At 28.5% G+C, this 24,512-nt stretch carries 22 protein-coding genes; 2 read left to right on the top strand and 20 right to left on the bottom strand.

Features of this window, described 5'->3' with window-relative positions:
* Position 1: 1 nt before the first annotated feature.
* A complete protein-coding gene (gene purD / locus ASC41_RS08605) occupies positions 2 to 1,273 on the bottom strand; it encodes a phosphoribosylamine--glycine ligase (RefSeq protein WP_055436372.1) in 1,272 nt (423 codons plus the stop codon).
* A 151-nt stretch (positions 1,274 to 1,424) separates the two neighbouring features.
* On the opposite strand from purD, the gene ASC41_RS08600 reads away from it, so the two are divergent.
* A complete protein-coding gene (locus ASC41_RS08600) occupies positions 1,425 to 2,735 on the top strand; it encodes a phenylacetate--CoA ligase family protein (RefSeq protein WP_055436235.1) in 1,311 nt (436 codons plus the stop codon).
* Here the strand turns inward: ASC41_RS08600 and ASC41_RS08595 are convergent.
* The 13 genes from ASC41_RS08595 to ASC41_RS08535 all read right to left on the bottom strand — a co-directional run bounded on the left by ASC41_RS08595 (position 2,716) and on the right by ASC41_RS08535 (position 16,626).
* Positions 2,716 to 3,495, bottom strand: coding sequence for a glycosyltransferase family 2 protein (locus ASC41_RS08595; RefSeq protein ID WP_055436234.1), 780 nt, complete (start codon positions 3,493 to 3,495; stop codon positions 2,716 to 2,718). The genes ASC41_RS08600 and ASC41_RS08595 overlap by 20 nt on opposite strands.
* Before the next feature lie 89 nt (positions 3,496 to 3,584).
* Positions 3,585 to 4,994 carry an exopolysaccharide biosynthesis polyprenyl glycosylphosphotransferase gene (locus tag ASC41_RS08590; protein ID WP_055436233.1) on the bottom strand — a complete coding sequence of 470 codons (1,410 nt, stop codon included), beginning with the start codon at positions 4,992 to 4,994 and terminating at the stop codon, positions 3,585 to 3,587.
* A 3-nt stretch (positions 4,995 to 4,997) separates the two neighbouring features.
* Positions 4,998 to 5,990: a UDP-glucuronic acid decarboxylase family protein gene (locus ASC41_RS08585; protein ID WP_055436232.1), complete on the bottom strand. Its 993-nt coding sequence runs from the start codon at positions 5,988 to 5,990 to the stop codon at positions 4,998 to 5,000.
* Positions 5,990 to 7,288 (bottom strand): UDP-glucose dehydrogenase family protein, encoded by a 1,299-nt coding sequence (locus ASC41_RS08580; protein WP_055436231.1) that lies wholly within the window; start codon positions 7,286 to 7,288, stop codon positions 5,990 to 5,992. The genes ASC41_RS08585 and ASC41_RS08580 overlap by 1 nt, the downstream gene beginning before the upstream one ends.
* 73 nt (positions 7,289 to 7,361) lie before the next feature.
* On the bottom strand, positions 7,362 to 9,326 hold the full coding sequence (locus tag ASC41_RS08575; protein WP_055436230.1) for a polysaccharide biosynthesis protein: 1,965 nt from the start codon (positions 9,324 to 9,326) through the stop codon (positions 7,362 to 7,364).
* Between the two features lie 612 nt (positions 9,327 to 9,938).
* Positions 9,939 to 11,069 (bottom strand): DegT/DnrJ/EryC1/StrS family aminotransferase, encoded by a 1,131-nt coding sequence (locus tag ASC41_RS08570; protein ID WP_083477174.1) that lies wholly within the window; start codon positions 11,067 to 11,069, stop codon positions 9,939 to 9,941.
* A 1-nt stretch (position 11,070) separates the two neighbouring features.
* A complete protein-coding gene (locus ASC41_RS08565; RefSeq protein WP_055436228.1) occupies positions 11,071 to 11,721 on the bottom strand; it encodes a NeuD/PglB/VioB family sugar acetyltransferase in 651 nt (216 codons plus the stop codon).
* The gene (locus ASC41_RS08560; RefSeq protein ID WP_055436227.1) at positions 11,699 to 12,454 is read right to left on the bottom strand and encodes an SDR family NAD(P)-dependent oxidoreductase; all 756 of its coding nucleotides are present in this window, start codon (positions 12,452 to 12,454) and stop codon (positions 11,699 to 11,701) included. Before ASC41_RS08560 ends, ASC41_RS08565 begins: the two co-directional genes overlap by 23 nt.
* A gap of 12 nt (positions 12,455 to 12,466) precedes the next feature.
* The gene (locus tag ASC41_RS08555; protein ID WP_055436226.1) at positions 12,467 to 13,516 is read right to left on the bottom strand and encodes a 3-oxoacyl-ACP synthase III family protein; all 1,050 of its coding nucleotides are present in this window, start codon (positions 13,514 to 13,516) and stop codon (positions 12,467 to 12,469) included.
* A 10-nt stretch (positions 13,517 to 13,526) separates the two neighbouring features.
* Complete coding sequence (locus ASC41_RS08550; RefSeq protein ID WP_055436225.1) at positions 13,527 to 13,757, bottom strand: acyl carrier protein; 231 nt, start codon at positions 13,755 to 13,757, stop codon at positions 13,527 to 13,529.
* 2 nt (positions 13,758 to 13,759) lie between these two features.
* Positions 13,760 to 14,767 carry a 3-oxoacyl-ACP synthase III family protein gene (locus ASC41_RS08545; RefSeq protein WP_055436224.1) on the bottom strand — a complete coding sequence of 336 codons (1,008 nt, stop codon included), beginning with the start codon at positions 14,765 to 14,767 and terminating at the stop codon, positions 13,760 to 13,762.
* 1 nt (position 14,768) lies between these two features.
* On the bottom strand, positions 14,769 to 15,380 hold the full coding sequence (locus tag ASC41_RS08540) for a sugar transferase (protein ID WP_055436223.1): 612 nt from the start codon (positions 15,378 to 15,380) through the stop codon (positions 14,769 to 14,771).
* On the bottom strand, positions 15,373 to 16,626 hold the full coding sequence (locus ASC41_RS08535; RefSeq protein ID WP_338034472.1) for a glycosyltransferase family 4 protein: 1,254 nt from the start codon (positions 16,624 to 16,626) through the stop codon (positions 15,373 to 15,375). Before ASC41_RS08535 ends, ASC41_RS08540 begins: the two co-directional genes overlap by 8 nt.
* 547 nt (positions 16,627 to 17,173) lie before the next feature.
* Between ASC41_RS08535 and ASC41_RS16800 the strand changes: the two genes are divergently transcribed.
* Entirely contained in the window at positions 17,174 to 17,455 is a 282-nt protein-coding gene (locus tag ASC41_RS16800; protein ID WP_152971445.1) for a hypothetical protein, read from the top strand.
* A 251-nt stretch (positions 17,456 to 17,706) separates the two neighbouring features.
* Here the strand turns inward: ASC41_RS16800 and ASC41_RS08530 are convergent, their stop codons facing one another.
* The 6 genes from ASC41_RS08530 to ASC41_RS08505 all read right to left on the bottom strand — a co-directional run bounded on the left by ASC41_RS08530 (position 17,707) and on the right by ASC41_RS08505 (position 24,510).
* A complete protein-coding gene (locus ASC41_RS08530; protein ID WP_055436222.1) occupies positions 17,707 to 18,216 on the bottom strand; it encodes a hypothetical protein in 510 nt (169 codons plus the stop codon).
* A gap of 23 nt (positions 18,217 to 18,239) precedes the next feature.
* Positions 18,240 to 19,616, bottom strand: a complete 1,377-nt coding sequence (locus tag ASC41_RS08525) for a phenylacetate--CoA ligase family protein (RefSeq protein ID WP_241489643.1) — start codon at positions 19,614 to 19,616, stop codon at positions 18,240 to 18,242.
* A gap of 2 nt (positions 19,617 to 19,618) precedes the next feature.
* Positions 19,619 to 20,587: a glycosyltransferase gene (locus ASC41_RS08520; RefSeq protein ID WP_055436220.1), complete on the bottom strand. Its 969-nt coding sequence runs from the start codon at positions 20,585 to 20,587 to the stop codon at positions 19,619 to 19,621.
* Positions 20,578 to 22,038 (bottom strand): lipopolysaccharide biosynthesis protein, encoded by a 1,461-nt coding sequence (locus ASC41_RS08515; protein ID WP_055436219.1) that lies wholly within the window; start codon positions 22,036 to 22,038, stop codon positions 20,578 to 20,580. Before ASC41_RS08515 ends, ASC41_RS08520 begins: the two co-directional genes overlap by 10 nt.
* Positions 22,028 to 22,576: a hypothetical protein gene (locus ASC41_RS16795; protein WP_152971444.1), complete on the bottom strand. Its 549-nt coding sequence runs from the start codon at positions 22,574 to 22,576 to the stop codon at positions 22,028 to 22,030. Before ASC41_RS16795 ends, ASC41_RS08515 begins: the two co-directional genes overlap by 11 nt.
* A gap of 599 nt (positions 22,577 to 23,175) precedes the next feature.
* A complete protein-coding gene (locus ASC41_RS08505) occupies positions 23,176 to 24,510 on the bottom strand; it encodes an O-antigen ligase family protein (protein ID WP_055436217.1) in 1,335 nt (444 codons plus the stop codon).
* Between the last annotated feature and the right edge of the window lie 2 nt (positions 24,511 to 24,512).

Genomic DNA, 24,512 nt, shown 5'->3' with positions numbered 1-24,512 from the left:
TTTATAAATCGAAACCAATATCTTTTCGATAATTAATCTTATCAAAGTGTAGTTTTTCTATATTTTGATAAGATTTTTTTATGGCCTCTTGGTACGTTTCACCGTAACTAGTAATTGCCATAACACGTCCTCCAGAGGTTACAACCTTATTATCTTTAAGTTGCGCTCCTGCATGAAAAGCAATAGAACCTTCTATGTTTTCTATACCAGAAATTTCTTTTCCTTTTTCGTAAGCTTCAGGATAACCGCCAGATACAAGCATAACTGTTGTAGCAGCACGCTCGTCTATTTCAATGTTAATTTTATCTAAAGTTTGATTGGCAACAGCCTGAAAAACTTCAACTAAATCATTTTTTAAACGTGGTAATACTACTTCCGTTTCTGGATCTCCTAAACGTACATTGTATTCTATTACAAAAGGATCGTCGCCAACTTTTATTAAACCAATAAATACAAAACCTTTATAAGGTAAGTTGTCTTTTTGAAAACCATTAATTGTTGGAATAACAACACGTTCTTTTATCTTAGACATAAAAACATCGTCTGCAAAAGGCACAGGAGAAATTGCTCCCATTCCACCAGTATTTAAACCAGTATCACCTTCTCCAATGCGCTTATAATCTTTAGCAGTTGGTAAAATTTTATAGTTTTTACCATCTGTTAGTACAAAACAACTTAATTCTATACCATCTAAAAATTCTTCGATAACAACTTTGGTACTTGCATTACCAAATTTTGCATCTACAAGCATGGCTTTTAATTCCGCTTTAGCTTCGTTTATATCTTCTAATATTACAACTCCTTTTCCTGCAGCCAACCCATCGGCTTTTAACACGTATGGAGGATTTAGTGTTTCTAAAAAAGCATAACCTTCTTCTACAGTACTTGCATTAAAGCTTTGGTATGCAGCAGTTGGAATATTGTGTCTAAACAAAAATTCTTTAGCAAACTCTTTACTACCTTCTAATTCTGCAGCAGCTTTTTGAGGTCCAATAACTGCAACGTTTTTAAGCGCTTCGTCTTCTAAAAAGAAATCATGAATACCTAATACCAAAGGATCTTCTGGACCAACAATTACCATAGTAATATGGTTATTTAACACTACTTCTTTAATGGCTTGAAAATCTGTTACACCTATAGGAACGTTAGTTGCAATTGCAGCTGTACCCGAGTTTCCTGGTGCTACGTATAAATTGCGACATTTGTTACTTTGTGCAAGTTTCCAAGCGATTGTATGTTCTCTTCCTCCAGAACCTAGTATTAAAATATTCATAGTTGTAGTTGTTTCCACAAAAATACTGTTTTGAATTAAAAAAAGCATCTCAAATTTAGTTTTTCAATTGAAATCTACCTTCCTTTAAAAAGGCGCGTATATTAAATAATATTTCTTTAATTTACATTTCTATTATTTGAAACTATTACAATTGAATTTATTTGATCTTTCTTTAAAACTAAAAGGCTTTCCAATTAAAAAAGCGAAGCTGGCTTTATACAATATTAAAGCTTTAAACGCCACAAAGAAAGAACAATATATTCTTGATAAAAGAGCTGAAATTATAGAATATCACTTAGAGCATAATCCGTTTTACAAATCGTTTATTGGTAATGCTAACGTTAAAGATTGGAATAGTATTCCTACTTTAACTAAACGTGATTTACAACAGCCTTTAAAAAATAGAATTTCCAAAGGCTATTCAAAAAAGAATTGCCAGATTAATAATACTTCAGGTTCTTCAGGTTATCCACTATCTTTTGCTAAAGATCAATTTTGTCATGCTTTATCTTGGTCTATATTCATGGATAGGTACAGTTGGCATAATTTAGATTTAAACAGCTCTAAACAAGCTCGTTTTTATGGAATTCCTCTAAATAAAATAAGTTATTTTAAAGAACGCTTAAAAGACAAACTTAGTAATAGGTTTCGATTTTCAGTTTTTGATATGAGCGACAAACAACTTTCTAAAAATGTTAAACTATTTAACGAATCTAATTATGAATATCTATATGGCTACTCAAATGCGTTAACTCTTTTTGGAAAATATCTAGAAAGAGAAAATATTGTTTTAAAAGACAAATGTGAAAGTTTAAAAGCCTGTATTGCTACTTCTGAAACCTTATTTGTAAATGACAAAAAGCTATTAGAAAAACAATTTGGAGTTCCTGTAATTAACGAGTATGGCTGTGCTGAATTAGGCTTAATAGCATTTCAAAATAAAAAAGATGAATGGTTAATAAATAGTGATGATTTATATGTTGAGATTTTAGACCAAGACAATAACATTTTGCCTTTTGGAGAGCAAGGCCGTATAGTAATAACATCGCTCTACAATAAAGCGCATCCTTTTATTCGCTACGATTTAGGTGATATTGGCACATTATCTAAACAAAGCACTTTAAGTAAACCTATTTTAGCATCTTTAGCTGGTAGAACTAACGATACTTTAAACTTACCTAGCGGGAAAACTGCTGCTGGATTTACTATGTATTACGTAACGAAAACCGTTATTGAAGATGCTTCTAAAATAAAAGAATTTATGCTAGAGCAATTTAAACTCGATACGTTTAAAGTAAGTTATGTTGCCGAAGAAGCACTTACAGAAGCTCAAAAAGTAACGATAAAAAAAGCTTTAGACAATTATTTAGAACCTGGTTTAAAGGTCTCTTTTGAAAGAAAAGATAGCTTAGAACGTGCAAAAAGCGGAAAAGTGAAACAGTTTATTTCTTACGTAAAGTAATTGTTTGCTTCTTTTTTACAAAAAAGTGCTCCCAAAGAAATATAAGCATGCTGTACGTTGCTTTTAATGTAGAAAAACCCAAACCTTTTTTATAAACCCAATAATTATGCTTTAATAAGGCAATCTTATTTGAAGACATCGAGTTTTTGTGAACACGGTAAAAAGCTAACGATTCTTGTAGACTTTTAGCCGGTTTTCCAGAAGCTTTTAAAGCATTTAACCATAACACCCAATCTTGGCGCTTACGCAAGTTAGCAGATGTTATTTTACCTAGTTTCTTTGCGTTATATATTCCTGTTAAATTACCAATATAATTGCTTTTTAAGTATTTTTTGTATGTTAAAACCGGTAACGCCTTTACTAGTTTATTGAGAGGTTTTCCAGATTCGTCTATTTGCTCATAACTGCAAAAACAAACGTCGCAATCTTGATTTTGCATGAAGGCTATCTGCTTGTCTAGTTTTTCTGGCTTCCAAAGGTCATCTGCATCTAAAAAAGCGATGTAATCGCCTTTTGCCGCTATTATTCCTTTATTTCTAGATATTGCTGCTCCTTGGTTTGTTTCGTTTTTAATAAGCTTAATATTCTTGTTTTTTAAGATGAAATCATTAACAACACCAATGGTATCGTCGTTAGAAAAATCGTCTATTAAAAGCAACTCCCAATTTGTATAAGTTTGGTTAAATATAGACTTAATGGTTTCGCCGATAAACGCTTCGGAATTATAAAGAGGAGTGACTATTGAGACGAGTGCTTTCATGTACTTCTTTTTTACTTTTTGATTATCACATGCTATTTACTATTAATCATTTCTTTTAATGATAACATTTTTAACATGCTCATTTCAAATTAATAAGCTTTTTTTTCGCCTTTAAATATATTTAAAGTGGTTTGAATAATAATTTTGAAATCTAATAGTATAGACCAATTTTCAATATAAAAATTATCGAATTTAATCCTATTTATTATGTCTTCATCGTTCTTAATTTCTCCTCTATAGCCTTTTATTTGAGCAAGACCTGTAACACCTGGTTTAACATGATGACGAAAAATAAAATTATACTTGTCTATTTTTTTTGAGTATTCTTCGGTATAAGATAACATATGTGGTCTTGGCCCAACAACAGACATATCTCCAAATAGTACATTAATAAATTGAGGTAACTCGTCTATACTTGTTTTACGTAAAAACTTACCTATTTTGGTAACGCGTGTATCATTTTGCTGTACATAAGTTCCTTTTACTTCTTTAATTGTTTTTAAAGATCTAAATTTATAACAGTTAAACTCCTTATAGTTAATACCATTACGTTTATGCTTATAAAATAATGGTCCTTTAGACTCCAGTTTTATTAAAACAAACAAAATAACAGAAACCCAAGATAGTATAAAAACAATAATAAATACTGAAAATAAAATATCGAAAGTTCTTTTAACTAACTTATTAAAATCATGATTTAAAGCTACTTCATCTATTGATAATACAGGAAGATAATTATAAAAATCTGTCTTTAGACGCTTAGAAAACAGCTTTTTTGTTTCTGGAATAAATTTAATATTACAGTGATGAATGTTAGCATATTTTACAAAATCGTTTACTTGATTTTCTGAAAGCTCATCCATTGCACAATAAATCTCGTCGATACCACTATTCTCTTCTAGAAATTTAAAACTTTCTTTTATATCTCCATTGACACCTTTTGATTTAACGTTACTAAAACGTGCTAGTAACCTGTATCCTAATTCCTTTTTTTGATTAAAAATCGACTTCAATTCATTTGCACCATCGGTGTCACCAATAATAATAACACGTCGAACGTTTCCTTTTAATTTTAATCGATAAGCTTTAAGTAGGTAATAGCTTAAAAGTTTTACAAAACCAATTATTAAAAAAATAGATATTAAATATTTAAAGGTCACAAAAGCCTGAATATTAACACTTCTAAAAGCACCAATAAAAGCATAAACTAAAAATGAAAATATTAAAAATTGCTTAATTAGTAGTGATAATATATTTAGTACAGATGTATATCTATAAACATTATAGAAGCTAATAAAAGAAGTAGATAAAAGCCAAAACACAATACTATATACTATATATAATAAGTGCTTGTTGTTAAAAACCGCAGAAGAAAAAAAATGAAGATTTTCAACGTTAAGGTTTAAAAAATAATACGCCAGAAGATTAACAATAAAGATATCGAAAGACACCAAAATAGGTCTTATTAACCACGAATATCTTCCGCGTATATATTCCATTTACTATTTGCTATTATAGCCTGAAAAGTCTTTATGTTCACTTTTATAAAGCTCATCATCACTCAGGTTTTTAAAATAATCGAAAGTAATTCTCATTCCTTCTCCCCTTCCTACTTTTGGCTCCCAATTTAATATTTTTTTAGCTAAAGAAATATCTGGTTGTCTTTGCATAGGATCGTCTACTGGCAAATCTTTATAAATTACTTTTTGAGTTGTACCTGTAAGTTTAATAATCTCTTCGGCAAAGTCTTTTATTGTAATTTCATGTGGATTCCCAATATTAACAGGATAGCTATAATCACTTAGAAGCAATCTGTAAATACCCTCCACTTGATCATCTACATAGCAAAAAGAACGCGTTTGCAAACCTTTTCCAAAAATCGTTAAATCTTCACCACGTAGTGCTTGACCCATAAAAGCAGGTATAACACGACCATCGTTAAGTCTCATTCTTGGTCCATAAGTATTAAAAATGCGAACAATTCTTGTTTCTATTCCGTGAAATCTATGGTAAGCCATGGTAATAGATTCTTGAAAACGTTTAGCTTCATCATAAACGCCTCTTGGTCCAATAGTATTAACATTACCATAATAGTCTTCGGTTTGAGGATGCACTAAAGGATCTCCATAGACTTCTGATGTCGATGCGATAAGCAACCTAGAACCTTTTGCTTTTGCTAAACCTAATAAGTTATGCGTCCCTAAAGAACCTACTTTTAGTGTTTGAATTGGTATTTTAAGATAGTCTATAGGGCTTGCTGGTGATGCAAAATGTAATATATAATCCACACTCCCTTCAATCTCTATAAATTCGGTGATATCATGTTCGATAAAACTAAAATTAGCATGCTCTTGAAGATGAGCTAGGTTTTTTTTATCTCCAGTTATATAATTATCCATACCTATAACCTTATAACCTTCTTTAATAAAGCGATCGCATAAATGAGATCCTAAAAAACCTGCTGCTCCTGTTATTAATACTGTTTTTAAACCCATTACCTTCCTATTGATATATATTTAAATCCTTCGTTTTCAATATCTTTCACATCGTATAAGTTCCTGCCATCAAAAATTATACTGCCATTCATAGCCTCCTTCATTTTATCTATATCTGGAGTTCTAAAAATACTCCACTCTGTACAAATCACTAAAGCATCTGCATTTTCTAAAGCCTCGTACATGCTTTCTTTGTAGGTTATTTTATCTCCGAGTCTTCTTTTTACATTTGGCATCGCTTCTGGATCGAAAGCCGTAATGTTTGCTCCAGATTCTAGTAAACTATCTATCATATAAAGCGCTGGTGCCTCACGAATATCATCAGTTTCAGGTTTAAAAGCTAATCCCCAAATAGCAATGTTTTTTCCTTTTAAGTCATTATTAAAATGTGCTTCAATCTTAGGAATCAAAACTAATTTCTGTCTTGCATTTACATTGATAACCGCATCAAGAATTTGAAAATTATAATTATTCTCTAATCCAGATTTATGAAGTGCTTTTACATCTTTTGGAAAGCATGAACCTCCATAACCTATTCCAGGAAAAAGGAAACGTTTTCCAATTCTAGAATCGGTTCCCATACCTATTCTAACTTTATCGACATCTGCTCCTACTTTTTCGCAAAAGTTGGCAATCTCATTCATGAAAGTGATTTTAGCTGCTAAAAAAGCATTTGAAGCGTACTTAGTTAGCTCTGCAGACTTCTCGTCCATTACAATTATTGGATTCCCTGAACGTACATAGGGTTTGTAAAGTTTTTCCATAAGCTTTATTGCCTTATCGCTACTAGCTCCAACAACAATACGTTCTGGTTTTAAGAAATCGTCTACTGCAAAACCTTCTCTTAAAAATTCCGGATTTGAAACTACATCAAAATCTACTGTTGCATTTTTAGCAATTGCAGCTTCCACTTTTTCTGATGTACCTACAGGAACGGTACTTTTATCGACTATAACTTTATAATCTTTAATTAGTTTTCCAATATCATCGGCTACTCCTAAAATATATTTTAAATCGGCAGAGCCATCATCATCTTCTGGTGTTGGCAAGGCTAGAAATATAATATCACCGTGTTCTAAACCTTCAGCTAAATCTGTTGAAAACCTTAAACGATTGGCTTTTATATTTCTTTCGAATAAAACATCTAAATGCGGCTCGTATATAGGTACTTGACCTTGCTGCATTTGCTTTACTTTATTCTCATCTATATCTATACAAAGGACATCGTTTCCTGTTTCTGCAAGGCATGTTCCTGTAACTAAACCTACGTATCCTGTACCAATTACTGCTATTTTCATTTAAAGACTTATTCTATAATATTAAAAAAAACGCTTCATGTGAATGAAACGTTTAAAAATGTATTATTAATTATTAAACTATTTTTTTATCCAATCTCTCAAAGTCGGAATTCATACTTAAAAACTCTGGCACAATGTCTTTCATTTTAAGTACTATTTCATTTTTACTACCATCTTCTGCAATAGCTGCAAGGTCAAGAATTAAGTTGTTTACAAACTCATAATCATGGCTTTTAATTTTAGCTATCATTATTTTTTCATTGTATGTTGGCAAGGTTTCCGATTTATCGTTAAGTAACTCTTCGTACAATTTCTCACCAGGTCTTAATCCTATAACTTTAATGTCTATTTCTTTATAAGGTGTAAACCCAGCTAAACGTATTATCTTTTTGGCTAAGTCTATAATTTTTACAGCTTCTCCCATATCAAAGATAAAAACCTCTCCTCCATTTCCCATTGCTCCTGCTTCTATTACTAGTTGGCAGGCTTCCGGAATGGTCATGAAATATCTAATAATATCTGGATGTGTTATTGTTAAAGGACCTCCTTCTTCAATTTGCTTTTTAAATAATGGTACCACAGATCCATTTGATCCTAAAACGTTACCAAACCTTGTAGTTACATATTGAGTTGTAGATTTATTATCTGTTTTTAGTTTTCCTTGAAGTGCTTGAATATAAATCTCTGCAATACGTTTAGATGCTCCCATAACGTTACTTGGATTTACAGCTTTATCTGTAGACACCATAACAAATTTTTCGGCACTATATTTATGCGCCATATCTGCAACGTTTTTTGATCCTATTACATTTGCAAATACCGCTTGAGATGGATGTTTTTCCATTAAAGGTACATGCTTATATGCTGCTGCATGGTACACAACATCTGGATTGTGTGTTTTAAAAACAGTATCTATAGTTTCTCTGTTTCTTACATCTGAAATGATAGCTTCAAAATTTAAATTTGGAAAATTTTGATTTATTTCGTGTTGAATTTTATATAAAGGTGTTTCTGCATTATCTAAAATAAGCAGTTTTTTAGGTTTATAATTTGCAACTTGTCTTACAATTTCACTACCTATTGACCCTGCTCCTCCAGTTACCAAAATACATTTGTTATAAATTTCTTTAGCAACCAGTTTATTGTCCAATTTTATTGGGTCTCTTTCTAGAATATCCTCAATCTGAATTTTCTCAATTTGAGTAGATAAGCTTTTATTGTTTTCTATATCTGAAATTAAAGGCGCCCTAAATACTTTAAAATTATACTCAAGACAATTATCTACAATTGCAATACTTTCTTCTTTTGTTAGACTACTATCTGCAAGAATTAAAGCTTGTGCACTGTTAGCTCTTAAAGTAACAGCTGCTTTTCTATGTAAGTGAACAATTGGAAGACCTAATATTTCTTTACTTTTATTTTTACCTGCTTTATCGATAAAACCTAAAACTTTATAACGTGAAGGTTTTTCTGATTTTAAAGCAGATGCAATTGCTATTGCATTTTCGCCTGTTCCAAAAACGAGAACATTTAATCGCTCTTCTTCTTCTTGATAGCTTACATAGGCTTCGAAAACATATTTTACTAGTATTCTAAAAAGGAATAATCCACAAAACGAAATGATTGCGTAAACCAAAATCTCTGGAACTAAAAAAACACTTCTCTTAGTAACTAAAAAGTATACATAATGTATTCCTAAAGTTGTAACTAATGTTGCAGCAGATGCTAAAAAGAATTTTACCGCATCTATAAATGTTGAATGCCTAATTAAACCTGCATATGTTCTAAAAAATATAAAAAATAGAACATTTACTATTATTACAATTAATTCTTGGCTTGTAGGAAAATATGAAAAAAATATATTCTCATTTTGTAAATTTCCAATAATTATTTTTGTAACAAATAGAGCAATTAATAATATAGCACTATCGAAACATAGTATTGCCCATCTAGGCAAATAACTTATATTTTTAAAATCTATCTTTTTACGACTAGATTCTAAAACTTGAAATAGCGCTTGTTTAAGTTTTCTAAACATTTAAAGTGATATAATATTTTCTTACAAATATCCTAATTATAATTACAATATAGAAATATATAAAGCTATTCCCTTGCATTAATACCTAAATATTTATTTATTAATGCTTTATAATCTTGAATTCGTATTTAATTAGTATTAATAACAACAAGATAGAGTATGGAATAAACAACACTCTCATTCTACTTGCTAACCCTAAATTATACATATATATACCATAAAAGGAGATAATTATAATAAGATAAATAAGAAGAAAAGTATAAACCATAATACATTTTAAATAGATGCATAGTATTGCTTTTGGGTTTTAGCATCAAAAAGGAATGGACTAAACAAAACCAATAATACTCTCTTAATGTAATAAGAATCTAGTAAACCGATTGAGTTATTATTATTATTATTAGCACCAAACATCTTAAACCAACTAGTTGATTCTGTCTCTATATAAAAAAACACTTAGAGTCAACATTACCCTTTAAATCTAAATTAAAATGTATGAAAAAGAATAAGTATTATTCCTATTAGTAAAATAGAAACACACTACTTATCTGTTTTTTTTAAACATAGTATTGCAGGACACTATACATATAAAAATCAGAATTAATATTTACTTTAACTAAATGCTAATGTAATAGCTTTCTTTATTCTTTGTCTATCTTCATTGGTAAGATTAGAACCCGATGGCAAGCATAATCCATTTAAAAATAAATTTTCAGAAACTTTATTTCCATAATATGGGTATTTACTAAAAACAGGCTGTAAATGCATTGGTTTCCATAATGGTCTAGATTCTATGTTGTGTTCATCTAGTAATAAACGTAATTGTTCTGATGTTATTTTTGATGACTCATCAATGGTAATAGAGCTTAACCAATGATTTGAATAGTAATTATCTGACGGCTCACTAAAAACGGTTACACCTTTAATATCTTTAAATAATTCTTTATAAAATGTATTATTATCTCTTCTAAAGCCTATATGTTTATCTAAGACTTCCATTTGCCCACGACCAATACCTGCACAAATATTACTCATTCTGTAGTTATATCCAACTTGTGTATGCTCGTAATGCGGTGCTTGGTCCCTTGCTTGAGTTGCTAAAAATATTGTGTTTAGTTTTTTCTTCTCAGTATTACAAATCATTGCTCCTCCTCCTGAAGTAGTAATTATTTTATTACCATTAAAGGACAGAATAGAATAATCTCCAAAGGTTCCACATTTTCTTCCTTTGTAAGTTGAACCTAAAGCTTCTGCTGCATCTTCAACAACAGGAATATTGTATTTTAAAGCAACCGATAACAGTTCGTCTACTTTTGCAGGCATACCATATAAATGTACGATTATTATAGCTTTAGGCGTTTTACCTTTTACTATTCTATCTTTTATTGCAGTTTCCAAATGTACAGGACACATGTTCCATGTTTCAGACTCACTGTCAATAAATATAGGAGTTGCTCCTTGATACATTATTGGATTTGCTGATGCTGAAAATGTCATGCTTTGACATAATACTTCATCATTTAAAGTTACTCCTAATTGAACTAATGCTAAATGAATTGCTGCTGTTCCTGACGATAAACATGCCGCATGCGTATCTTCTTTTAAATATGATTCTAGATCTTTTTCAAAACCTGTTACATTTGGTCCTAATGGCGCTATCCAGTTGGTATCGAAAGCTTCTTTTATATAATTTTGCTCTGTTCCTCCCATGTGTGGTGAGGATAGCCATATTTTTGAATTCATATTAGAATATTTTTTTTGCAGGATTACCAAAGTAGGTTCCTTCTTTTTTAATATTACGCAGTACTACTGCTCCTGCTCCAATTTTAACATTAGCACACACTTTAACACCAGGAAGAATAACTGCACCTGTGCCTATAAATACATTGTCCCCTATAATTGCTCCGCCTCCAAGATCTACATTTGCCATAATTGAGACATAATCTCCAATTTGAACATCATGACCTACTTGAGATCCTGAATTAATAAAAACGCCATCTCCAATCTGGGTGTTACATGAGATTACTGTGTTTGGAGTGGCTATAAAACCTAAACCTTGTTTTGCATATTTACCTACAACTGCTGATGAATGCTGAAAATTTAAAATATTAAATCCTCCATCTTTTTTGTAGTAGTTTAAAATAACACTTTTCACGTCTTTATTAGAAATAGCAATTATGATGTTTTTTGCTTTTCTAAGTGTCTCAAGAGATATTTTATCGATAATCGTAAGATCTGTTTCGAAACCGTCTAAAGAATTTAGGTTATCATCAAGGTAACCAATAATATCATAATTTTTTACTAAATCTGACTGAAACATCCAGCTTTCCATTTCTCTTCCAAAACCACCAGCCCCGACAATAGCTAACGTTTTATTGAATTGAGTATCCTCCATCTATTTTTATATTTTGACCAGTAATCCATTTAGATTGTTGAGACAACAAGAATAACATTAAAGGTGTTATATCTTCTACACTACCAGTTCCTAAAGGGTGCATATTTTCTATTTCTTTAATATTTTCTTCAGAAAGTTGATTAAAAAGTTGCTGAGTCATTGGTGTTTTTACCACACCAGGTGATATAGCATTAATTCTAATCTTTCTTTTAGCTAATTCTAAAGACGCAGCTTTCACAACACCTAAAACCGCAGCTTTTGTTGCACAATAACCAACTTTTCCGGGTTGTCCTAATTCTCCCATTACAGAAGATAATAAAATAACACTAGAACTATCATTACTAAATTTTTTCTTAGAAAAAACTCTTAATAACTCAATTCCTGACAATACATTAATCTCGAAAATAGATTTAATTTTCTCACTTTTATAGACACTTAGAGGTATTGTTTCTTCTTTACCTGCACAGTGTACTAAACCATCTAATTTACCTAATTCTTGATTAACTTCTTTTAAAGTACTCTCTATTGCTTCTATTTGAGCTAGGTCGATTACTTTAAAAGTAAAATTTTTATTATTCTTAAGGTGTTCGTCAAGTTTACTAATATCTCTACCAATTCCTATAACATTGGCTTTCTGGCTCAATAGATGTTTGCATAAAGCATTACCTATACCAGAAGTAGCTCCTGTTACTAAAATTAATTTATTCTTTAAGCTTGGATATAAAAGGTCCATGTATTTAAGTATTTAATATTCTAATAAATTATAAATGGTCATTTTTGGATGCATTGCAATACAGCCACATCCCCAATTTAAACCAGATCCGTAACCACTAATTAGTATTTTTTTAGGCATGTTTTCTTTATCGAAATCACTTACTATTAGCAGAGGAATTGTAACTCCACTTGTATTACCAAACCGATCTATATTTATAAGCACCTTTTCTTTTGGTAATCCTAACCTAGAAGCTATTTGATTAATTATAAATTTATTTGATTGATGAAACAAGAATAAATCTATTTCGTCTTTATTTAAATTAAACTCACTAATAAGCTTATCAACACTTGATGGGATTTCCCTTAATGTAAAATCAAATACTTTTGGTCCATCCATTGTAAGATGAATGCCTTGATTTTTATTCCCTTTGTCGTCCACCTTCCAGTTTAAAGTTTTATCGTTAATGGGATTACGGTATCCTCCCTCTGGAATCATAATAGCATCAGCATTATCTCCATCTGAAAAGAAATTAAAATTTGATTCTCCACTAAACTCTTTACTCTTGCTAATTAAAATAGCAGAAGCCCCATCACCAAATAACATAGAAGTACTTCTATCTTCACTCGAAAGTATTTTAGATAAGGTTTCGGCAACAATTAACAAAACTTTACCAGATGTTGTAGCTGCTAAAGCATAAGCTGTACTTAATCCTTGAACAAAACCGGCACAACCTGCATTAATATCTAGGCATAATATGTTTTGAGGTAATCCTAATCTACTTTGTAGAATATTTGAGGTAAAAGGTATTTTATAATCTGCTGTTTGACTAACAAAAATTAATGCTGTAATTTGAGATTCGCATTTTTTATCTTCTAATATTTGCTTTGCTGCTTTATATCCTAAATCTGAAGCCGTAGTATCAATACTAGCATATCGTCTTTCTTTTATACCTGTTGTTCTTTCAAACTTTCTAATTTCTTTTGGACCTAATAGGTTTGAGAAATTATCATTTCCAACTTTGTTTTTTGGAACACAGGCTGCAATAGATTCGATAAATATATTTTCAAATTTTTGAGTCATTGTAGTTTAATTATGAAAATTTCTCTACGCCAATTTTATCAACTAGCGATTGAAATGTCGTTAATGCTTCAATATCGTCTGCGTTTAAAGTAACGTCGAAATTATCTGATACGTAACCAATTAAAATCATTGCTCCCATAGAATCCCACTCGTCTAAATCTTTAAGTACTGTTTCAGCAGTTACTTGAGATTCTACTTCTAATTCTTCTGCTAATTCGTTTATAAAATCTTGTTTTTTCATAATTATAATTTATTATTTAATTTAATTAATCCTCCAGACCACGAAAGCCCTACGCCAAAACCAAGTACAATTATACTTTCTTGTTTTGTAATATTTTGAGAATAGTTTTTTAATGCTATTGGAATAGTATTCGAAACCGTATTACCACCATTTTCTAAATTAATATAAAATTTATCTGGTTCTACTTTTATTCTTTTACGCATAAAATTTAACATATATGCATTTGCTTGGTGAAAGACAAATTGATCTATATATTCTTTTTCAATATTGTTTTTTAGCAATACCTCTTTAGTGAATTTAGGAATCTGACCTGCAGTGAAATTAAAAATCTCAGGCCCATTCATGTATATATGGTTATCCGTATATTGATTACCAGTACCATAGTCTTTTACAGCGCAATTTGCATTATATTTATTTTTACTTCCTCCGTTTTTAACAATTAGCTTGTCGTGCCCATTACCATCTGTGCCAAATAAAAAGTCTCCAACACACTCTTGATCTGAAGCTTCTATAATTGTTGCTGTCGCAGCATCTCCAAAAATAGATCTGTTAGTTCTATCTTTTTCATGTATAAACTTAGAATACGTTTCTGCAGTAACTAAAAGCACTTTTTTTGCTTGATTGGAGTTTATTAATGCTTTTGCAAAACTTAATCCATAGGTATATCCTGAACATCCTAAATTAAAATCGAAAGCTCCAATAGTTTTATTTAATCCAACTCTATCTTGCAAAATACATGCCGTAGTTGGTAAAATATATTCTGGACTTTGTGTACAATAGAGAAGGTAATCTATTTTGCTTTTATCTATTCCGTTATCGAAGAGCTTATTTACAGCTTTGCAAGCTAAATCTAAAGCTGTTTCATCTTCATTAACCACATAACGTGTTTTAATACCAACTTTTTTTTCAAATTTCGAAAAATCGTAATCAGGAAACTCTTTTGCTAAATCAACGTTAGTTATCGCTTTTTCTGGATAATGATACTCTATGGCTGTAATTTCTGCTCCCATTTTATTCTTCGTTATTACCCTTAAAGGCTTCTGTTGTTGCGTGACCCATAGTATTTATATCTTCAGACTTAACAACTTTAAGAAAAGTATTTAATAAAATTTTTATATCTAATGCGAACGACAAATTGTCAACGTACCAAACATCATATTCAAATTTTTTAGCCCAACTTATTGCATTTCGACCATTTACTTGTGCCCAACCTGTTATTCCAGGTTTAACATTATGCCTCCTGCTTTGAGTGACATTGTACAAAGGTAAGTATTCTGGTAATAATGGTCTAGGCCCAATTAGGCTCATATCTCCTTTTAATACATTTATTAATTGAGGTAGCTCGTCTAAAGATGTTTTTCTAACAAATTTACCGAGTTTAGTTAACCTCTTATCGTCTGAAAGTAACTTCCCTTCTTTGTCTTTTTTGTCATTCATAGTTTTAAACTTAATGACTTTAAATATTTCTCCTTTTTTACCTGGTCTCTTCTGAAAAAAAAAGCAAGAGCCTCTATTGCTAATTATTAATATCACAATTAAAAATAAAAATATTGGACTAGACACTATTAAACCCATTAAAGCAAAAATAAAATCCAAAGTACGCTTAATAAAGTTTTTATACATTTTCTAATTCTTTATATTCTTTTAAAATTTCTTCCCAAATATAGGTTTGGTCATATCTATTTTCTACACTAGACCTCGCCTGTTTTTTAAGCTTTAAATAAAAAGCTTCGCTTAGAAGAAACTCTTTCATTTTATTAGTTAGTTCAAAAACATTTTTAACGGGAACAATAACTCCGTTTTTATTTTCTTCAATTATTTCGTTACAACCATTGATATTACTAACAATACTTGGTAGCCCCATTGCTCCTGCTTGTAAAACAACATTAGGAAAACCTTCTCTATAACTTGGAAACACTAAAACGTTGGATGCTAAAAAATAAGGTCTTACATCGTTAACAAATCCTACTTCTATTATATTATTATTCTCTTTTATTTCTTTAAAATTATGAGCTTTAATAGGATCTAAATCTGTCTCGAAAGGTCCAACCAATAACAGTTTAGCATGATGATTATCCTTATTTATCTCAACAAAACTTTCTACTAATTCATTAATTCCTTTGTCTTTAACTATTCTACCAACAAATATATATATAAAATCATTTTCACTAATTTCTAATTTGCTTTTTAATTTTTCGATTTCCTTTATTGAAAAATGTTTTGAGTTAAAATAATCTAAATTTATACCATTAGAACTACCATGACCTATAACTTTTAATTTGGTGTTTTTTGCTAATTTATTGTTTACAATTATGTTTTTTAAAGCATTAGAGTTTGGGTAAACTTTAGTCGCACATTTATAAGTTAGCTTCTCTACAACATCTAACAGAGTTCTTTTAGCACCTGTACTTTCTAATAGAGGCAAACCAGCAACGGTGTGTAAACGATTTGGAACTCTTGCTAGTTTAGCGGCTAACATGGATACCAAACCTGCTTTGGGTGTATGAGAATGTATAATAAAAGGTTTTTCTTTTTTTAAGAATCTATACATTCTCCAAACTGCAACTAGATCTTTAAACGGTGTTATTTTTCTTGTTAAATTTATATGGTAAGCTTCAACTCCTTCTTGCTGTGCTACTTTTTGTAAATAGTTATTATCTGACGATACCGCTTTTACTTCATAAAACTCCTTCATAAAAGACATTTGTCCTCCTAAGAGTTTTTCTAAAGATAATGGTATGGTTGTTACTCTAATTATTTTTTTTTCATGTAAAGATGTTTTTTTGGAACTAAACATTAATACCATTCCTAAAACTATAAATGGTAAAAACATTACTCTCATTCTTGAAGCCAGTCCTAAATTATACATATATGTGCTTAAGAACAATATAATTAAAACACTCGACAAAATTAAATATAAAGTAAGACTATCTATTATAACTTTTCTTTTTATTCCATAATATGTTATAAGAACACAAAACAACAAGAAACATGCATTTTCGATAGAAACTAGTAGTTGATAAAAGTTAACTGAGTCAAAAAACAAAGGTCTAAATAGAACTATAATTATTCTATCTAAATAATTTGTTCTATCTAAATTTATACTAGTATTTCCTGTATTAACACTATATAAATTAATTTTATTGAAAATTTTTTCGATTTCAGAAAAACTATAAACTTTAATTTTTAGAAAAAATTTTAAGAAAGGTATTGAAAATAAGCCTAAAAGCACAAATGAAACTAAGTTTTTGATTAATTTTTTTCTTGTAACAGTTTCAAAAACTAAAAACTTAACACATAAGCTTAATAATAAAAGTATAAATAGATAAGGCCTTATAAGTAATATTAAAAGTAAAGAAATAACAGTTACCAAACTTAGTGTTTTAGCCTTAGCTGTCTGTTCTAAAATTAGTGCCATGAAAAAAAAAACTAATGCTTCTTTAGATAAACCTGAAGACCAAAAGTGTAGTGAAGGAAAAAACATAAAACACATCCCTATTTTTTTTAGTTTAGTATCTAATGGAAAAAAAAGTTTAATAATTTTTAGAAATCCAATTAAACTAAGTGTTGCAAATAAACAAGATAAAGTAAGGTATTCAATATTTAATTTTACTAAGGGATATATTAAAAAAGAAATAAAACGACTTCCTGGTTGTAAAAGAATAAAAGCTGAATCGGCATCTAGTGCCATTGTATAAAAATTATAACTATCTAATTTAGCTTCTAAATTAACTTTATAGTTAAAAAATAGAGATAAAATATGAATTATATAAATGCAAGACAAGAGTAATAGATTATTGCTTTTATCTAACATCAATTTGAAATAATATGATATTACAGCCAATAATAAAATTGCAAGAATTAAATTCATTTAAACAAATAGATTATTAGTTTATACTATCAAGGCTTTGCTAAAAGAAAAACACACAACTAAACAAATAGTTGTTAGCTATTTAATTAAATCTATTCCTTTTCTATTTAAACCTAAAATTGGTACATGTTGACCGTCTATAGTTTTTGTAATTAATTCTCCATAATTATCACCAAACTCTACAAATTTATTTATTGTAAAGTATTCTTCGAAATCATTAGGCGTAAATATGTGTGATTTACCTTTATAGGATATTTCTAGGCTTTCTAAAATGATAGTTTTAGGTTGTAAATATCCTAATCCAAGGTATAAGGTTGTAGGATATTCAAAATCATATTTAGCCTTAACTTTACCTACAACATCTTGAAAATCCTCAGATACTTTTACAACTGTTTTTTCTATAGTTGTTTCATTATCAATATCTTTTAAGACAAATTGAAATCTATCCTCTTTATCTGTTTTTAGTTTTGCTAAAACAGTAAAATCATAATTAATTTTAGCTACAGACTCTGATCCTTTATCGTCTTTTTTCTTGTTATTACAACCTAAAAGTAGAAACGCTACTAAAATTATTGATATATTTTTCATTTGTTTTTTTTCAAAGATAATAATTAATCATGAATGCTCATTAGGTTTTTGACTATTCTAAATTTACCACTCTTTTCTGTAGGAATATGATCTACATAAGTTAAGTTAATTTTCATGGAAGCACCAACACGATCTCTCCAGTTTTTAAGAAAAAACTCTTCGTTTTTAGAATTATACGTATTGTCTTTTTCTATTAAAATTGTTATTTCATCTAAAACGTCTTGTATTGCCTGAAACCTCTTTATACCACTAACACCTTTTAATGTATTTGATACATTTCCTAAATTAATCTTACCAGTTTCTTGAGAAAAAATATAGTCATTTTCGCGACCTAATATTTTCTTTATAATTGGGTTATTGTTATTACAATTGCATTTACTGCTATTTGATTTTTCAACACTGTCACCTATATCGTATCTAATAAGAGGTGTTCCATGCGTAGTAAAAGAAGTTACAACTAGTCTACCTTCTTCTGCTTCAACATCGTTACTATCTAATATCTCAAAGACACCTGTTCTAATATCTAAATGGTAATTTCCTTTTTCACACTGAAAAATAAATGGAGCTCCTTCGGAAGAAGCATATTGGTCCAATACTGTTGTATTAAAATATTCTGATAAAGCTAATGCTGTTTCCTCTGTGACTGTTTCTGCAGTTGGAAATATAGCTCTAACGACGTTAGTAGGGAATTGTATATTATTACGAATACCAAAATTTGCAATTTCTAATAAAGTAGAAGGAAAGCCGACAAGAAATTCGGGTTTATAATTAATAAGGTCTATTAAATAGCTCTTTAAATATGTCTCGTTAATATGAAATGTAGAATAATATCTTACTTTATTTAAAAAATCATGTTTCCAAAATCTATTTTTTTTAATATCTCTTTCTGACAACAATTTCTTACCACTAAACCAGGCAGTTTTTTTTCCAAGATTATAGCCATAATTATTTCTAAAATTGTCTAAGTAGCCATATCTTCTATTGGCATCATCTTTTGTAAAAACTACTTTAAGAGGCTTCCCTGTTGTTCCTCCTGTTTTCGATACTATTCCTTGAGATGGTTTTATTGTGTAAACTTTATCAATTTGAGTTCTTAAATCTTCTTTATTTAATATTGGTAGCTTAGCTATGTCTTTCACATCTTTAAAGCTTTTTATATCAATGTTTTTATATGCTTTTTTATAATATGCTGAATTCACTTCTGCATAGTTTAAAAACTTAATAAACTGATTATTCTGATAATCTTGAAGCTCTTCTAAGCTATAACTTTGTTGCTTTAAAAACTTTTTTTTATAATGTTTATATTTCCCTCCATAGCGCTTACTATAAAGATAAGTGTTATACAAAGAGATTATTATGTTTTGTAAAACATTAGGTAATTTAAAAAAAAGATTGTCCATAATTAATTTAAAACTTTATAAATTACTTCTTTGTCTTCGTACCTAAAATATCCAATAACTAATTGCATAAAATATGATGGGCATAGTAAAAGAAAAAATATACTACGTTTTTTAAGTGTCCAAAAAATTAAAAAAAACAATAAAAATAAAATTATTAAAAACTTAAAAACTAAAGATACTTTTATAAGTAATGTAACAATAGACAAAAGGAAAATAATAAAACTTAGTATTGTTTCGCTATTAAAGTAATATAAATATTGAAATGCAGAACCATGCTTTATAGCTGATTTTAATCCCATACCTGGTGCTCCGTAAAATTTTTTTGCTTTAGATGTTAATGGTAAGTATAAGTTTAATAATTGAATAGATAATTTTGGATTATCTGTATAATGCTCATTATGCATTTCTCTTGATAAAACTACATTATAGTTGTTTTTTAATAACCGTGCGTACAATTCGTTTTCTTCGTTAGCTATTACATTTGGGTTCCAATTCCCAATTTCTAATAATGCTTTTCTACTTAGGAGTACAAATCCACCAAAAGTATCTGATTTTTCTCCATCATTATTTCTTTTTAACCTCAAACGCTCGTCTCCATTTTCAAAAATATCTAATGTAAGACCTCCTATACCTACTGTGGTTCCTTTAATATGCTTTTCTATTAATCCATTAATTGTAATATTCTCTTTCAAGTTTAAGACCATGTCACAATCCATAAACAAGATATAATCTCCAACAGCATACTTGGCGCCAATATTTCTACCAGCTGCAGCAGACAATCTACTTGCTGGTGATAGACTTATCACTTTCCAATTTAATTGTTTTGCTATATTAATACTATTATCTTGTGAATTAGAATCTACATAAATTATTTCTTTTGCAAAAGACAACTCTGTATGTGGTCTATTGATGTAGTTTTTAGTTAATAATTTCTCACAATTTCTACCGATTATTACAACACTTATTTCCAAATTTTTGTTTTTTTGATAATATTTAATAATTCTACCTTATTAAAAACTAATATAATTGCAATAGCTATAATACCGGATAAGGTTTCAATAAAAATATTGAAATTACCTGAGTAATACACAAGTACAATCAATAAAATAATAAATAAAGTTTTTATAGGAAGCACAAAATAGTAATTTACTCTATTTAATGAATATTTCGTATAAACAACACCAAATATTAAAGATATAATTCTTGCTAAAACTAATCCCTCTAAATCAAATATTGGTAGTAATATAAATACACTAATAAGAAAAGTAATATTCTTTAAAATAGTATTTGTCAATACTTTTTTATCCTCCCCTTTAACTATTAAAATATTTACATTTAATGTGTCATAAAAATCGATAAATGCTGTTATAACAAACAACAATAGCAAAAGGCGGTAATCACTAAATGTAGATCCAAACAGATTTAGAATTAAATCACTAAATAAAATAGTAACAATAGAAATTAAAGCACATATTAAATAATTAGCATTTATAATCTTATTATAATATGCCTTAATTTCATCTAAAGCATTTATTTGAATTAAACTAGAAAGACTAGATATTAAACCTCTATTAATTATTTGAGGAATCATTTTAGAAATAAAAGCAATTTTCATTATACCAAAATAAATACCTAAATACTTTAGATCGTAAACAAATAAAATAATAATTTGGTCTAATTTCTCGTATAAAAAGGTTAAAAATGTAGATATATACATTAAAACCGAGTACCTCCAAAAACCTTTAGGAAACTTATATTCCTTTGTTTTAAAAACAATAAAATCCTTACTATTCTTTTTTAAAATAAAAACTATAGAAAAAATAATTGCTATAATAGAACTAAAAAAGATTAACTCCCAACTTCTAACTCCATAGAAGTAAAAAACAATAAGCATTATAAACATTATAAAAAAGTACATTTTAGAGGCTATAGCAAAGTCTTTAAGCCTTAACAGTGCACTTTGACTACTGTTTAGTATATAATACAATAAATATAAAACAGACCACAATACAATCCATTTAACAAAATGTAATGGTGGTGTGCTTTTTCCTAATAAAAACTCTAAATCAAAGAAAGAAAGTTGATTTAGTAATCCAAATAATATAAAAATACTTATTAAAAGTAAAAAAGAGTATTTAATATATTTTGAAATAAATAAAGCAACATTCTCCTTACTAATAGATGGAATATATCTTATCATTAAATTAGGGCCTCCAAACATCCCTACCGTAATTACTAAATTTAATAGTATTTCTAGAAAACCATATTTACCTAAAAGCTCTGGAGAAACTCTACCTAACATTAAACTAATTAAAAATTGTATAGGCGCAGCTAAGATGTTAATAATTAAAATCCATTTAAATCCTTTTTTGGTTTTATTATTAATATCTTTTATAAGGTTTGAATCTTTATTAATGCTCATTAAGCCTAGAACTTTGTTTTTTAAAATTAATGTAAAAGATTATAATCATTATTACCGGTATAATCATGAATTTCTGCCTGTTTGCCAAACCTAAGTTGTAAATAAAATAAGCATTAACACACAAAAATATGCTACTATAAAAAAACAAAACAGTTATAGTTGCATTTTGAAAAACTTGCTTGAAAGAAAAAGAAAAAACTCCTTTAATTATTATTAATAGTAATACTATATTTTCTAAAGCAACATACCTTTGAATTGAGTTTTCTGCGGAAATTAAATCAGGGCCAAACAAATAAATAACTATCTTTTGAAAGATATTATACTCCTTAGGGTTTATATAAGAACCTAATTCAATCTTTTTTACCGCGTATCTTGTTATGAAATTAAGCTTATCTTCTAAGTAATCAAATAAATCAATATTAAACTTAAATTTTGCAATAAGATATATACTTGAAACAACTACAAAAGAAGCTAAAAACCACAAAAAATGTTTAGTTTTTTTTAAAGCATTGATTGTTTGGTATAAAGCAAAACCCAAAATTAAATATACTATTATATAGAATCTTATAAAAAATAAGCCAACTATTATAATTATAATACTTATAAATTTTTGCTTTATCGGAAACAGAAATCTATAAAAGAGTGCCATTGTTAAATACAAAGTTAAACTGTCCTTACCCATTGGAGTTGTCCATAAATGAAATCCAGGTAAAAATAATATTAAGTTAGATGCTTTTATACCAAATATAGAGATAGGCTTATCAGACTTTAATTTCATTAAAATCTTATTAAAGATTAAGAATCCGTAAAAAGAAATAGATGAAAAAAGAATAAATAATAGTAGAAAATCAAATTTTAAATATTTTACAAAAGGGTATATTAAAAATTTAATAAAACTCGCACCTGTACCAAACAAAGAGAGCCAACTAGAGCTAGCCAAAGCAGTATTATAATATGTTATTGCATCACTAGACTCCCTAGATAACATCCAACTAATTATACACATTGCAAAATGCAAAACAAATAAGAATATAAATTTTGTATTACTTATTAAATAACTACTTCTTTTTAAGTAACCAAAGATAAAAACAAATAGAAGTATACTTATTTTTAAAATAAAACTGTATAATAAAAAGACTATTTCCATTTATAATAATTTAAATTTTCTTTTTTAACGAAAAGATAAAGTAATGAATTGAAGATTGAAAAAAATAGAATCCCATGAGAACGGAATAAAATATTTTCAAATCCCATATTTACAATTATAATTATTAAAAAAGACAAATATAAAAGACTAGTTCTGGATATTGACATAATAACCGAATCTATAATTAAAAATAAAAAGGCTGTAAGCGCTAATAGGCCTGCAGAAAGGTATATATGAAAATAGTAGTTATGACTATTGAGTTTTCCATTAAATTCGGCTTTATAATCCTTTTCTTCATAACACTTTAGAAGATTGCTATTAGCAGCACCTACACCATAACCAGTTAAAGGTTTTTCTTTAATTAATTTTACATTACAATAATTAATTGCTGCTCTACCTACTAAATTAGTATTAGAGTCACTAAAACTACCTTTAACAAATTGATATAACTGCTTATAATTGGTATTTACAATAGCATTAGTGTTTATTACATTTTTAACAACTGGAATCTTTAAAAAAAAGAACGAACAAGCTAATAATATTGAAATAAAAATTATTTTATATTTCAATAGCTTTAAAGCTTTTATAATGCCTAAAAAAGAAACAAGTCCTAATACAAATATATTTGGCATTGAAAACCAATGAAAAATAACAATCAAAAAAAGCATTATTAACAGCGTATATATTAGCTTAATTACTTTTTTATTAGTTTTTGTGAACTGATGAACTAAAATAAATATAGAAAACAAAACAAACATAGACATGTAAGCTTTATGAAAAATTAAATATGGTGGTTGGTAATCAACATGTATAGCCTTCAATAAAATTTTATTAAAAGGGATGAAGAAGGATTTTATAAACTTAATAGGATAAATTTCATGTCTAAAACCAAACTCTTTGTATGGAGAGAGTTTAAAAACAATGAAATTATATAAATATATAATGTATAAAAAATTTGCAAAAACAAACAAATTTAATATAACTGGGATATTCTTTTTAATTTGATCTTTATAACAAAAAAATAAAATAAAAGGCAAAATGAACAATGGTAGTATTCTTTTAATTTCTTCTACACCTTTATTAAAATTAGTAGTGTAAAATAAAGAACAAACTAATATAATAAAAAACAGTGTGTGTGTTATAAAAGGCTTAAAAGCTCCCCTATTATAGTTTTCTTTTATATTTTTATAATTAAATACTAAGGATAAAAACACAAATAACATCAAAGTTATAGATGATATACCAAAAGGTAATATAGGAAAAAAAACCAGCAAAAAAAGTAAATTTGCTGGGTCTCTTAATTGTTTAATTTTAGAAAAAATCATAA

Source organism: Lacinutrix algicola (assembly GCF_001418085.1).
Taxonomy (GTDB): Bacteria; Bacteroidota; Bacteroidia; order Flavobacteriales; family Flavobacteriaceae; genus Lacinutrix; species Lacinutrix algicola.
The sequence above is the reverse complement of the archived record's forward strand: the minus strand, read 5'-3'. Positions and strand labels throughout refer to the sequence as shown.